Origin of the sequence: Micromonospora sp. NBC_01412 (genome assembly GCF_045040215.1) — a bacterium.
In the GTDB taxonomy this organism is placed as follows: Bacteria; Actinomycetota; Actinomycetes; order Mycobacteriales; family Micromonosporaceae; genus Micromonospora; species Micromonospora rubida.
In genome coordinates this window covers 4,966,975-4,980,058 of sequence record NZ_CP109528.1, presented here as the reverse complement: position 1 = coordinate 4,980,058, position 13,084 = coordinate 4,966,975, and the positions used below count along the sequence as shown (strand labels likewise).

The 13,084-nt window shown below is 75.7% G+C and carries 12 protein-coding genes; 5 read left to right on the top strand and 7 right to left on the bottom strand.

Features of this window, described 5'->3' with window-relative positions; all coding sequences use genetic code 11:
* Positions 1-31 precede the first annotated feature (31 nt).
* The gene (locus OG617_RS22755) at positions 32-1,594 is read left to right on the top strand and encodes an alpha/beta hydrolase (protein ID WP_405103899.1); all 1,563 of its coding nucleotides are present in this window, start codon (positions 32-34) and stop codon (positions 1,592-1,594) included.
* Between the two features lie 4 nt (positions 1,595-1,598).
* Here OG617_RS22755 and OG617_RS22750 read toward each other — a convergent pair whose 3' ends face one another.
* Positions 1,599-2,087, bottom strand: coding sequence for a potassium channel family protein (locus tag OG617_RS22750; protein WP_405095026.1), 489 nt, complete (start codon positions 2,085-2,087; stop codon positions 1,599-1,601).
* Positions 2,088-2,162: 75 nt separating this feature from the next.
* On the opposite strand from OG617_RS22750, the gene OG617_RS22745 reads away from it, so the two are divergent.
* Positions 2,163-2,615 carry a GNAT family N-acetyltransferase gene (locus tag OG617_RS22745; protein ID WP_405095025.1) on the top strand — a complete coding sequence of 151 codons (453 nt, stop codon included), beginning with the start codon at positions 2,163-2,165 and terminating at the stop codon, positions 2,613-2,615.
* Between the two features lie 122 nt (positions 2,616-2,737).
* Here OG617_RS22745 and OG617_RS22740 read toward each other — a convergent pair whose 3' ends face one another.
* Genes OG617_RS22740 through OG617_RS22720 form a run of 5 tightly spaced genes read right to left on the bottom strand, consistent with a single transcriptional unit; the run spans position 2,738 to position 10,634 of the window.
* On the bottom strand, positions 2,738-3,457 hold the full coding sequence (locus OG617_RS22740) for an ABC transporter ATP-binding protein (protein ID WP_405095024.1): 720 nt from the start codon (positions 3,455-3,457) through the stop codon (positions 2,738-2,740).
* Positions 3,454-4,446, bottom strand: coding sequence for an ABC transporter ATP-binding protein (locus tag OG617_RS22735; protein ID WP_405095023.1), 993 nt, complete (start codon positions 4,444-4,446; stop codon positions 3,454-3,456). The genes OG617_RS22740 and OG617_RS22735 overlap by 4 nt, the downstream gene beginning before the upstream one ends.
* 1 nt (position 4,447) lies before the next feature.
* Complete coding sequence (locus OG617_RS22730; protein WP_405095022.1) at positions 4,448-7,147, bottom strand: FtsX-like permease family protein; 2,700 nt, start codon at positions 7,145-7,147, stop codon at positions 4,448-4,450.
* A complete protein-coding gene (locus OG617_RS22725) occupies positions 7,144-7,434 on the bottom strand; it encodes a hypothetical protein (RefSeq protein ID WP_405095021.1) in 291 nt (96 codons plus the stop codon). Before OG617_RS22725 ends, OG617_RS22730 begins: the two co-directional genes overlap by 4 nt.
* Positions 7,435-7,445: 11 nt before the next feature.
* Positions 7,446-10,634: an FtsX-like permease family protein gene (locus OG617_RS22720; protein WP_405095020.1), complete on the bottom strand. Its 3,189-nt coding sequence runs from the start codon at positions 10,632-10,634 to the stop codon at positions 7,446-7,448.
* Between the two features lie 167 nt (positions 10,635-10,801).
* Between OG617_RS22720 and OG617_RS22715 the strand changes: the two genes are divergently transcribed.
* A complete protein-coding gene (locus OG617_RS22715; RefSeq protein WP_405095019.1) occupies positions 10,802-11,098 on the top strand; it encodes a hypothetical protein in 297 nt (98 codons plus the stop codon).
* 89 nt (positions 11,099-11,187) lie between these two features.
* Here the strand turns inward: OG617_RS22715 and ligD are convergent, their stop codons facing one another.
* Positions 11,188-12,216 (bottom strand): non-homologous end-joining DNA ligase, encoded by a 1,029-nt coding sequence (gene ligD / locus OG617_RS22710; RefSeq protein WP_405095018.1) that lies wholly within the window; start codon positions 12,214-12,216, stop codon positions 11,188-11,190.
* 47 nt (positions 12,217-12,263) lie between these two features.
* Between ligD and msrB the strand changes: the two genes are divergently transcribed.
* Complete coding sequence (gene msrB / locus OG617_RS22705) at positions 12,264-12,674, top strand: peptide-methionine (R)-S-oxide reductase MsrB (RefSeq protein ID WP_396680229.1); 411 nt, start codon at positions 12,264-12,266, stop codon at positions 12,672-12,674.
* 129 nt (positions 12,675-12,803) lie between these two features.
* Positions 12,804-13,064, top strand: coding sequence for a Prokaryotic metallothionein (locus OG617_RS22700; RefSeq protein WP_396680231.1), 261 nt, complete (start codon positions 12,804-12,806; stop codon positions 13,062-13,064).
* The last annotated feature ends 20 nt before the right edge of the window (positions 13,065-13,084 follow it).

Below are 13,084 nucleotides of genomic sequence, written 5' to 3'. Positions count from 1 at the left end.
AGGCGCGCCGGTGACCCGCTTTCCCGACCGGATCCGCCGGGTCCGGCTGACCCTCGCCGGGCTCGTCTCGGCAGCGGTGGTCGCCGCCGGCTGCACGATGCCGGCATTCGCCCCGCGCACCGAGACCGAGGGCGAGGCCGCGCCGACGGGTGTCGCGCCGACCTGGCGGGCCTGCCCGGAGGTGGCCGACGAGCTGGTGGGCCAGGGCGCACCGGACATGCGGTACGAGTGCACGCGGATCGCCGTGCCGCGCAACTGGGGTTCCGGCACCGGCGCCACGGCCGGCCCGGGCACCGGGGAGACCTTCGAGATCGCCCTGCTACGGGCCCGGTCCACGAAGCAGCGGGACCGGATCGGCTCGCTCGTGATCAACCCGGGCGGCCCCGGTGGCTCCGGGGTGGACACGGCCGTCTACCTCTCCTTCGGCCCGGCGTTCGGGGGGCTTCCCCCGTCGGTCACCGAGCGGTTCGACATCGTCGGGTTCGACCCACGCGGGGTGGCCCGGTCCAGCCCGGTGAAGTGCATCCCCGACGCCGACCTGGACGCCAGCTTCGGCTACGACCCGGACCCGGAGTCCCAGGCGTCCTTCGACGGGTTCGTCACGCTGAACCAGCGGATCGGGCGCGGCTGCGGCGACAAGTACGGCGATCAGCTCCCGCTCTACGGCACCGAGCAGGCCGCCCGGGACATGGACGCGGTGCGCGCGGCGGTCGGCGACGAGAAGCTGACCTACCTCGGCTACTCCTACGGCACCCTGCTCGGGGCGACGTACGCCCAGCTCTACCCGCAGCGGGTCCGGGCCCTGGTGCTCGACGGCGCGGTGGACCCGACGCAGGACCTGGTGGCGGGCTCGGAGAGCCAGGCGAAGGGCTTCGAGCGGGCGTTCGACAACTTCACCCGGTGGTGCACGGCCAACACCGGGCGCTGCCCGCTCGCCCCGGACGCCCGGGCCGCGGTGACCTCGGCGATCGACAAGGCCAAGGTCTCCCCGGTGAAGGCGGCGGACGGCCGGGAGGCCACCGCGGGCTGGGTCTTCTACGCGGTCATCTCCTCGCTCTACACCGAGTCGGGCTGGCAGGAGCTGGCCCAGGCGATCGACCGGCTCGACGGCGGCGACCCGGCCGAGGTGTTCAAGCTGGCCGACGCGTACGCGGGGCGGGAGGACGACGGGCGCTACTCGAACCTGTTCGACGCCAACCTCGCGGTCAACTGCACCGACGAGTCGGAGAAGCCGACCCTGCAGCGGGTCCGTCAGCTCCAGTCGCAGTGGCGGGAGAAGTACCCGCTGTTCGGCCCGGCGTTGGCCGTGGGCATGCTCGGCTGCGTCGAGTGGCCGGGTGGGCGGGACCCGTACCCGACCGGCAAGGCCGTCGGCGCGCCGCCCATCGTGGTGGTGGGCACGACCGGCGACCCGGCGACGCCGTACGAGCAGACTCCGAAGCTGGCCTCGATGCTGGGCGTGGGCCGGGTGCTGACCTGGGAGGGCGAGGGGCACACGGCGTACCCGCAGACGAGCTGCGTGACGGACGCGGTGGACGCGTACCTGATCTCGCTGACGGTGCCCCGGGAGGGGCTGCGCTGCCCGGCCCGCTGACGGCTCACCCGAAGCGGCGGCCCCGGCCACGCCTTCCGGCCGCCTGCGGCGGGGCGGGCGAGGGGGCCGGCTCGGCCGGCAGGACGATCCCGTGCCGGGTCGCCAACTCCTCCAACAGCGCCCGCATCCGCCGCACGTCGGCCTTCAGCTCCTCCTGCTCGGCGTGCTCGAAGGCGTCGTCGTCCACGATCAACTGGCTGGCGAAGTGCGCGGTGATCAGCGGGATGACCAGCAGCACCATGGTCGAGATGAGCAGAGCCGCGAGGACGCGTCCCGCGCCGGTGGTCGGCGAGATGTCGCCGTACCCGACGGTGGAGGCGGTCACCACCGCCCACCACACTGAGTCGGTGGCGCTCTTGTGCTCCACGTGGCTGTAGATGACCCCGGCCACCATGATCATCAACAGGTACGACGCGATCAGCGTCCGGGGCGAGTTGGCGAACCAGACCAGCCCCCGGTAGACCCAGCGGAACGGCAGCAGCAGGACGTCCATGCCGCATCATGTTGCCCCCTGCCGGCAACCGGTACGCCGGGGCATCGCCCCGGGTCGCTGTGCCAGGCTGACGCCATGCGTACTGTGATCTTCCGGGAGGCGGTCCGGGCCGACCTGCCGGCCGTCATCGCCCTGCTGGCCGACGACATGCTGGGCAAGGCCCGCGACTTCACCGAGGTCGACGAGGCGTACGAGAGGGCGTTCGCGGACATCTCCGCCGACCCCCGCAACCACCTCGTGGTGGCCGACGAGGAGGGAGCGCTGGTGGGCTGCATGCAGATCACCTACATCCCCGGGCTCGGCCGGCACGGGGCCGAGCGGTCGCTCATCGAGGCGGTGCGGGTGCGCTCGGACCGCCGCGGGCAGGGGCTGGGGCGGGAGATGATGCGCTGGGCGATCGACCAGGCCGAGCGGCGCGGCTGCGCGCTGGTGCAGCTCACCACGGACAAGAGCCGCACGGACGCGCACCGTTTCTACCGCGACCTCGGCTTCACCGCCACCCACGAGGGCATGAAACTCGCCCTCTGACCCCAAACCCAAACCCCACCCCACAGCTCCCGCGATCTTGCAGTTAGGGCCGGGAAAAACCGGGCAAAGCGTCCGTCCGGGGGGCCGGAAGTGCAAGATCGCGGGGTGCCGAGGGGGTGGGGTCAGGTGGGGAGGAGGTGACCGTCGCGGAGGGTCAGGGTGCGGTCGGCCAGCTCGATGAGGGCCGGGTCGTGGGTGGCGACCAGGGCCGTCATGCCGCGCGCGTGCACCAGCGCCCGGAGCAGGTCCATGATCGACCGGCCGGTCTCCGAGTCGAGCTGGCCGGTGGGTTCGTCGGCGATCAGCAGGTCCGGCTCGTTGGCCAGGGCCCGGGCCAGCGCCACCCGCTGCTGCTGCCCGCCGGAGAGCTCGTACGGGCGCTGCGCGGCGTGCCCGCCCAGCCCGACCAGTTCCAGCAGCACCGACACCCGCTCCTCCCGCTCTGCGGCGGGCACCTTCGCCAGCCGCAGCGGCACCCCGACGTTCTCGGCGGCGGAGAGGATCGGGATCAGCCCGAAGGTCTGGAAGACGAAGCCGACGGTGCCCCGGCGCAGCCGCAGCAGCTCCCGCTCGCCGGCCGCGCCGAGGTCGTGCCCGGCCACCCGGACCTGCCCGGAGTCCGGCCGGTCCAGGCCGCCGACCAGGTTCAGCAGGGTGGTCTTGCCGGCCCCCGACCTCCCCTGCACGGCGACCAGCTCGCCCTTGCCGGCGGTGAACGAGACGTCCCGGACGGCGTGCACGGCACGCTCGCCCCGGCCGAAGGTGCGGCTCAACCCGGTCACCCGCACCACCTCCTCGGTGGTGACGGTGGCCGTCGGACGTGAAAACGGCTGCTCGGTCATGCATCACTCCGTTCGGCGTCGGCCCGGTCGCCCGGCCGCACCTCGACGTGGTCGGGTTCCAGGTTGAGTCGTACCCGGTCGCGCAGGGCCAGCGTGTCCACGAAGGACGCCGGAAGCTGCATCCGGCCGGCGCGGTCGAGCACCGCGTACTCCTCGCTGACCAGCTCGGTGGCACCGTCCGCGCCGATTCGGGCGGTGCGGCGTACCTCGGAGGAGGTCCGGCCGTCGCGGATCGCGACGGTCCGGCGGACCTGGGTGGCCACGGCGTGGTCGTGGGTCACCACCACCACCGTCACCCCCAGCTCCGCGTTGATCTGCCGCAGCGCGGCGAAGACCTCGGCGCCGGTGGCCTCGTCCAGCTCCCCGGTCGGCTCGTCGGCGAAGAGCACCTCCGGGTCGTTGGCCACCGCCACCGCGATCGCGCAGCGCTGCTGCTCCCCGCCGCTGAGCTGCCCCGGCCGCCGGTCGGCGAGGTGGCCCACGCCGACCAGGTCGAGCAGCTCCCGGGCCCGACCCCGGCGGACCCGCCGCCCGCGCCGCCCGGCCAGCTTCATCGGCAGCTCGACGTTCTCCAGGGCGGTCAGGTACGGCAGTAGGTTGCGCCCGGTCTGCTGCCAGACGAAACCGGCCATCTCCCGCCGGTAGCTGAGCCTGCGGCGCGCGGAGAGGGCGAGCAGGTCGTACTCGGCGACCCGGGCGATGCCGGCGGTCGGGGTGTCCAGCCCGGACAGGATGTTCAGCAGGGTCGACTTGCCCGACCCGGACGCCCCGACGATCGCGACCAGCTCGCCCCGGTCGATGACCAGGTCGAGGCCCTGCAACGCGACCACCTCGATGCCGTCGGACTTGAAGATCCGTACCAGGCCGTCGCAGACGATGTGCCCGCGCAGCCGGTCCTGTCCGCCGGCCCGCTCGGCCGCGCGTTGCGCGGCCCGCTGCTGCAGGGCGGCCAGGTCCGGTACGGCGGACGCCTCCACGGTGGCTGTCATCTCAGCTCTCCTCTCCGAGCCGCAGCACCTCACCGAGGCGCAGCCGGCGGTTGTTCAGCGTCTCCACGGTCACCGCGAGGGCCAGCGCCACCGCGCCGACCACGAGCACGGCGCCGACCAGCCCGGGTGAGAACGCGACCCGGACCGGTGTGCCCCCGGTGAACGCGGCCAGCCCGAGCACCGGGGTGAGTAGCAGGGGCAGCAGCGCGCCCGTCACCGCGCCGGTGAGCAGCGCGACGGCGACCAGCGGCGTCAACTCGACCAGCAGCAGCGCGCGCCACTGGCGACGGGACAGGCCGAGGGTGCGCAGCCGGGACAGCACCTGCCCCCGGGCGCGCGCCCCGGCGAGCACCGCGAAGGCGATCGCCAGCAGGCCGAGGACGGCCCCGCCGCCCGCGCCGGCGGCGAACCCGAAGAACAGCAGGCCGTTCGCGCCGCCCCCGCCGAGGGAGTCGCGGGCGCCCCGCCAGGTGGTCACCTCGGCGCCGCGAGGTCGCTCCCCCGCGACGACGGTGCCGTCGGTCTGGTAGCGGCGCTGCCCCTCGTCGCCCGCCTGCCGCAGCGCCTCCACGTCGAACCCGTCGCCGGAGACCAGGAAGGCCGTCGGCACCGGGCCGGTCGGCACCTGGGCGGGCAGCGCCTGCCAGGGCAGCACCACGAACCGGTCGGTGGCGGACGGGACGAGCGGAAAGCCGTCCGCAGTGCCGGCCACCCGGAACAGGTAGCCGCGTCCCTGCACGGACACCAGGGCCGAGCCGTCGAGACCCTTGCGGGCCAGGTCGGCGGCGAGCGCCGGGGAGACCAGCGCGGGTGCCGGCCCCTGGGCGGGGCCGCCCCGAAGCTGCGGGGGCACCGACACCGTCAGCCCGGCGTCCCGGGCCGCCTCGGCGAGCCCGGGCCCGTCGACCAGCAACACGGTGACGGCGGCGAGCCCCGCGTCGGCGCCGCGCGGGTGGGCGATCCGCAGCGCGGTGTCCCGCACGACCGGGGTGGCCCGCCGGACGCCGGGCAGCGCCCGGAGCGCGGCACCGGTGTCGGGGGCGAGCCGCTCGCCGTCGACCAGCGCGGACGCCGGCACGGCCAGTGTCGCCGTCCGGTCCCGACCGGCCTCGATACCGGTGGCCACCACGGCGCAGAACGCCGCCGTCGCGATCGCCACCACCACGACGACCACCGGCGCGGTGGCGGCCGACCGGCTCGCCCGGGCGGCGCCGAGGAACGTCACGCTGCCCCGCAGCCGGGCGGCGACCCGGCTCAGCAGCCGCAGCGGCCAGGGATAGAGCCGCAGCGTGAGCACCGCCGCCGCGACGGCCAGCAGCACCGGCACCGAGATCAGCAGCGGATCGACCGACCCCGGGGTCAGGCCCCGGCGCCGCAGCAGCACGACGGCCAGCACGGCCAGCACCACGACCAGCAGTTCCACGGTCAGCCGGCGGCCACCCGGGCGGGCGGTCACCAGGTCGCGCCGGCCGCCCGGGACGGCTGAAGCGGCCGAGACGCCCAGCGTGGCCAGCGGCAGGGCCAGGGTGGCCAGGGCCGCCGTGGCCAGGGCCAGCCAGACCACCCCGCCGCCGGAGCCGGGCAGCAGCCGGCCGAGCAGCCAGCCCAGCGCCGCGGCCGGCGGGACGACCAGCAGCGACTCGGCGAGGCTGCGCAGCGCGCCGCTGGCCGGTGCGGCGCCCCGGGCGACCAGCAGGGCGAACTCGGTCTCCCGGCGGCGGGCCGCGAGCCGGGCGGCGAGCCCGATCAACCCGGCCAGGGTGGCGAGCACCCCGGCGGCGATCACCGCGAGCAGCGTCCGCGCGGCGGAGACGGCGTCGAGGAACTGCTGCAACGGGACGTCCACCGCCTGGGTGACGCTCAGCCCCGGCGGGGACTCGCGGACCAGCCGCCGCACGCCGTCGATGACGCCGCGCAGATCGGCGACGTCCATGCCGTCGCCGCCCAGCCGGTACCGCCAGGAGAACCGGACCGGCCCGCCGGTGGCGGCCACCGCGTCCAGGCCGGCGTCGCCGGTCACCGCCACCATCTCGTACGGCTGCCCGTCGCCGGCCGGTTCGGTCACCCGTAGGACCGGCGGCAGCCCGTCCCAGATCCCGTCCGCCGGTCGGGTCGGCTCGAAGACCCCGACCACGAGCAGCGACAGCGGTGTGGCCCCCTGCTCCTCGGCCCAGCCCAGGCGGCTGCCGGCACGCAGGTTCACCTTCCGCGCCGTGTCGGCGGCCAGCGCGACCTCGACCGGCCGGCCCGGCCCGGGCGCCTCGGCCGGCCAGCGCCCCTCGACCAGGGTCGCCGCCTCCGCGACGCCGGGCATCACGCGCAGCCGGGAGACGACGAAGAGATTCTTCGCCGCCAGATCCGGCCCCCTCAGCCTGCCGAACGCGGTCTCCGCGACGTACCAGCGGCTCTCCACGGCGGCCCGGACCGGGGGCGGCATGGCCGCCTCGAACGCGTCGAGGTCGCGGCCCCACGCCGCGCTGATCGGCCCCTGGCCCCCCTCGATCGATACCTCCGCGGTGCTCCGAGTCAGGTCCCGCTCGGCGACCGGACGGCCGGCCACATACTCCCGAAGGCCCTGTTGCACGAGCCGGTCGGCGACGCGGGGGATCCCGGTGACCAACAGCACGGCCACCAGGGCCAGCACGCCCAGCAGCAGGAACTGCCCGCCGAAGGCCCGCACCCGGCGGGCGGCCCCGGTCATCGGCTGCCCGCCCCGGGACGCACGGTCACTGCACTCACTGCTCTCCCCCGATCCGTGGCCGCGCCGCCGCGGCCCACCGGCCCGCGCCGGACCGCCACCGCGCCGACGCCGTTGACTGATCTCCGCCGGCCGGCGACCACGCCGGCGCCCTCCACCGGCACACGCCGGACCGCGACCACGCCCTCCACCGGACCACGCCGGACCACGCCGACGCACTCCGCCGGCCAACGCCAGACCGCGACCATGCCGCCGACGTCCGCCACCGGCACACGCCGGACGGCGACCACGCCGATGCTCCTCACTGGTCACCGCCGAACCGCAGTTGCGCCGCCGCCAGCCGCTGGCGGATGCCGGTGGCGATCGCCGTGCTGAACGCGAGCGCCGCCAGCAGCAGGCCGAGGGCGGTGCCGACGACCGGCAGCCAGGGCAGCGCGAAGGCCGCCTCCGGCACCGGTCGGTCCGCCGCCCGGGTGAGCACCACGAGCGGGGCCATGGTGGCGCTCACCCCGGCGCCGACCAGCAGCCCGACGGCGACGCCGATCCCGGCCAGGAAGGCCTGTTCGGCGAGCAGGGCGCGGGCCAGCAGCCGTGGCGTGGCGCCCAGCGTGTGCAGGACGGTCAGCTCCCCGATCCGTCGACGCGCGGTGGCCCAGACGTCCACGCCCAGCCCGACCAGGGCGAGCAGGAGGGAGCCCAGCGCCGCCGCGAGCAGGCCGGTGCGGGTGCCGAGCCAGTACGGGTCGCGGTCGGCCTCCGCCGCCGTCGCCCGCCGGTCCAGCACGGTGACCCCGGGCAGGTCGGCGACCGCCCGTGCCGCCTCCGGGTACCCGCCGGGGTCGGTGCGCACCCACCACTCCGAGACCGGCCGGACCGCGCCCTTGGCGCGGATCAGCCAGTCGACCGCGGCGGGCAGGTCCAGCAGCATGCCGGCGGCCGATCCGGTGGCCGGCACCGCCTCGACCTCGCCCACCACCTGGACCGACAGGGTGGCCCCGGAGAGGCTGACCTGCATCGTGTCGCCCCGGCCGACGCTCAGCGCCCGGGCCACCTGCGGGGTGATCAACGCCGGCACCGGCGGATTGTCCCCGACCGGCACGACGGCGAAGCGGCTGGACGGCTGCGACGCGAACCGGCCGCCCTCGACGATCGCGACCCACCGGCCGGTGCGCAGCCCGCCGTCGTCGTCGAGCCGGACCGGCTCCGCCTGCTCCGGCTCGTCCACCCGGGTCACCCAGTCGCCGGTGAGCCGCACCGGGCTCGTCGTCCCGGCGGCATCCACCGCGCGCAGCCCGGTCACCTCCAGCCCGTAGTTGGAGCCCAGCGCCGGGCCGCCGGTGGCCTCGAAGCCGGCCAGCCGGTAGACCCGGCCACCGGTGTCGGGCAGGTCCACCGCCACCGGGACCGGCCGGCCGTCGCTGCCCCCGGTGGCCAGCGGCAGCGTCCAGGCGCCGCCGTCGGCGGTGGTGAGCAGCACGGACACCGCGACCCGGTGCGGGCGCAGGAGCCCGGTGACCGGGGTGCGGACGGTGCCGGTGAGCCGTCGGGTGCCGGCGGGCAGCTCGACGCCGGCGGGCGCGACCCGGCCGCGTACCTGCCGGTCGAACAGTGCCCGGGCCGGCTCGTCGAGGAGCCGATCATCGAACCGGACCACGCCCGGCGCCGCCGCCGCGTCGACGCTCAGCACGCTGACCGGCAGGTCCTCGCGCCCCACCCGGATGTCGTCGCGCCAGGCGGGCAGCGCCCGGTCGACGCCGGGTGCCCCGGCCAGCCGGCCCGCCCGGTCGGCCGGGGCGGCCCCGGAGCGCTCGACCAGCCGCAGGTCGGCGCCGACGCTGTGGTCGGCCTGGTCGACGTGCGACCGTTCCCCGGTGGTGACCAGCGACCAGGCCAGGGTGCTGCCGCCCACGGCGAGCGCGAGCAGCAGCACCGGGCCGGCGTGCGGGCGCCGGCCGGCCTGCCACATGCCCAGCATCGTGGCGGTCCAGGGCCGGGCGTCCACGAACCGCTCGGCGAACCGGGTGGCCGGCGGCAGCAGGCGCAACGCGAGCACGGCGCCGGCCAGCACGCCCAGCGTCGGCGCCGCCACCAGCAGCGGGTCGATGCCGAGCCGGCCGCCCGCGCCGGCCAGCGGGGAGGAGTACTGCCGCAGCTGGACCCAGGCGAGCACGGCCAGGCCGACCAGGGCCAGGTCGGCGCTGGCCCGCTGGGCCGTGGCGGCCCGGCTCGGCCGGGACAGGGCCGCCAGGTCGGCGACGTACGTGCCGGCCCGGCGCATCGCCGGCAGCACCATGGCCACCAGGCAACCGGCGGCAGTGGCGGCGGCGACCGCCCAGGTGAGCGTGCTGCCCGCAACCGACGGGTCGGACCACGCCTGGTCCCGGCCGACGTGGCGCAGGGCCTCGGCGGCGAGCGGCGGCCCGAGCAGCGCGGCCGGGAGGACCACCAGGGCCGCCTCCCGGGCTGCCAGGCCGGCGATCTGCCGTCGGGCCGCACCCCGGGCGCGCAGCAGCGCCGTCTGCGCGCGGCGATCCTCGTTCAACAGGGCGGCCACCAGCACCAGCGCGTAGCCGCCGAGAACCAGGATGAGCAGCAGCGGGGTGAGCAGCGAGGAACGGCCTACCAGGTCGGCGCGACTGAGCCGGTCGATCAGCCGGTCCATCGTGGTGACGCTCCGGGCGGACGAGCCGAGCCCGGTCGCCTCGGGCAGCTCCGCGACCTCGGCGGCGACGGCCCGCTTCACGGCCCCCAGCCGGCTCGGCTCGACGGCGGCCAGATCGGGTTCGACCAGCCAGGACGCCGACGTGGTGGCGGGAAAGGTCCGGTCGAAGTCGGCCGGGTCGAGCAGGAACGGCCCGTACGACGTGGCGGAGCCGGCGGCGACGGCGCCCGGCGCGAGCCTCCAGTACGAACCGGCCGGGTCCCGGGGCCGGAAGATCCCGACCACCTCCACCTGGCTGGTCCGTTCGGTGGCCCGGTCCCGCAGCGGCACCCGCTCGCCGACGGTCAGGCCGAGCAGTCCGGCGACCCGTTCGGGCAGCAGCGCCTGCATCGGCTCGGCCCCGCGCTCGGGCTGCCGCCCGGCGACCAGGTCGGCGTGGCCGGTCAGGTCCTCCAGGGTGGTCAGCTCGGCGAAGACCGGATCGGTGCCGACCCGGGCCGCCCCGAGGTCGCCGGTCAGCTCGCGTCCGGTTCCGTAGCGGGCCCCGCGCACCGCAACGGACGCCCCGCCGAGCCCGTCGGCGAAGCGGGCCCGGACGGCCCGGTCCCGGGCGGCGTGGGCGGCCCGGTCCGCGCCACCGGAGCCGCTGACCAGCAGGCTCCGCTCCTGCGCGGGGGACGCGGCGAGCACCGCCCGCTGCCCCGCGTCGACGGCCCGCCTGTTGTAGTCGGCCAACCCGGTGACTAGGGCGATCGCCACCAGGGCCGCCGCCACCGCGGCGAGCAGCAGCCCTCGGGCCGCCCGGGCCCGCCTCCACACCATCGCCATCGCGCCGCCTTCCTGGGCCCAGCGGGCCGACGATCACAATGACTCGCTGCGGGTCCGGAAAGGTTCGCGCCCGTTATCCGACCGTTATGGCGGCCGCCCGGATCGTCGGCCCGCCCTGCCCCGTCCGTGGCCGCCGGTCAGGGCGTCGACATGCTTGGATGGCGGTCATGGACATCATCCTCACCGTGCTGACCATCGTTGTCGTGCTGCTGTTGGTCGCCCAGCTCGCCGGGCCGCGGCAGGACCGGAACACGCCACGACGGCTGGCCGAGATCGAGCGGCGCCTGCAACTGGTGATGGACCACCTCGGGGTGGTGGACGAGCGGCCGATGCCGCCCGGGGTCCGCGAGCACCTGGCCCGGGGCGAGAAGCTCAAGGCGATCAGGGCGTACCGGGATGCGACTGGCGTGGACCTGCGGACGGCCACGGAGGCCGTGGCGGCGATGATGGGCCCGCGCCGCTGAGCCGGAGGGCCGGGCGACGCGAGCGCCGGGCGACCGGCCGGGCGACGTGAACGGCCCGGCTGCTCAGCGCGGGCGGTCAGCGCAGGCGGTCAGCGCAGGCGGTCGCGGTCCTTTGAGGGCTGGACCCGCTTCGGCTCGCCCGGCATCTTGGGGTGGTCCGGCGGGTACGGCATGTCACCCTGGCCCGCGGCGGCGTCCCGGTCGGCCCACTCCAGCAGCGGCGTGATGTCCCACGGGGCGTCGTCGATGCCGGCGTGCGGGTCGCCCCGCTCGGCCAGTCGGGCCGGGACGCTGCCCAGGTGGAACTCGTCCGGGTCCACGTCGGGCAGCTCGTCCCAGGTGACCGGGGTGGACACGGTGGCCCGGGCGTTGGCCCGCAGCGAGTACGCGCAGGCGATCGTGCGGTCCCGGGCCATCTGGTTGTAGTCGACGAAGACCCGCTCGCCCCGCTGTTCCTTCCACCAGGCGGTGGTGACCAGGTCGGGGCGGCGGCGCTCCAGCTCCCGGGCCAGCGCGATGGTGGCCCGGCGCACCTCGGTGAACGTCCACCGGGGCGCGATCCGCAGGTAGACGTGCACGCCCCGGCCGCCGGAGGTCTTCGGCCAGCCGGTCGCGCCCAGCTCGTCGAGCAGGGCCCGCACCTCGCCGGCGGCCGTCGCCGCGTCGGCGAAGTCGGTGCCCGGCTGCGGGTCGAGGTCGATCCGCAGCTCGTCGGGATGGTCGACGTGGTCGGCGCGCACCGGCCACGGGTGGAACACGACGGTGCCCATCTGGGCGGCCCAGGCCACGTGGGCGAGGTTGGCCGGGCAGAGCTCGTCGGCCGTCCGGCCGCTGGGGAAGCTGATCCGGGCGGTGCGCACCCACGGCGGCACGCCCCGGGTGGGCACCCGCTTCTGGAAGAACATCTCCCCGGCGATGCCGTCGGGGAAGCGTTGCAGCGTGGTCGGGCGGTCCCGCAGGGCGCGCAGGATGCCCTCGCCCACGGCGGCGTAATAGCCGAAGACATGCGCCTTGGTGAAGCCCCGCTCCGGGAAGATCACCCGGTCCGGGCTGGTCAGTCGAACCATGTGGCCGGCCACCTCGATCTCCGTGGCCGTTGCCTTCGTGGTGCCGCCCATCCCGAGACCATATGCCACGGCACCGACACCCGACGTACCGTTGTGGGGTGAGTCTTGACGAGAACGAACTGCCCCGCACCGAGGACGAGTGGCGGGTCCGGCTGAGCCCGGAGGAGTTCCGGGTGCTGCGCGAGGCCGGCACCGAGCCCGCATGGACCGGCGAGTACGTGGACACGAAGACGCCCGGCGTCTACCACTGCCGCGCCTGCGGGGCGCAGCTGTACCCCAGTGACACGAAGTTCGACTCGCACTGCGGCTGGCCGAGCTTCGACGACGCGATCCCGGGCGCGGTGCGGGAGATCGAGGACAACAGCCACGGCATGCGGCGTACGGAGATCCGCTGCGCGCGCTGCGACAGTCACCTCGGCCACGTCTTCCGGGGCGAGGGGTTCACCCCGAAGGACGCCCGGCACTGCGTGAACTCGATCTCCGTCCGGCTGGAGCCGGCACAGGGCTGAGGCGCGGGGCGCCCGACACGCCGGCCCGACACGCCGCCGCGACGGTCGGCTTCGGCCGTTCCGGCCTCCCGGATCGGGCCGCTGCCGCACGCTGTGGGGCACGTGTTCCTTTTCTCGGGGGGTCCGGCCATGGCGACGTGCGAGGTCTGCGGCAACGACTACTGGATGGCGTTCGAGGTGCGCACGGTCAGCGGAGACGTGCACACCTTCGACTGCTTCGAATGCGCGGCGCACCGGCTGGCGCCGATCTGCGAGCACTGCCAGGTCAAGATCGTCGGCCACGGGGTCGAGGTCTCGGGGCGCTTCTTCTGTTGCGCCCACTGCGCCCGGCAGGAGGCGGGCGACCGGGGCGCGGAGATCCGCGACGCCGTCGGCGCCCGCCCTCGCTGATCGGTGACAGCGGACGCCCC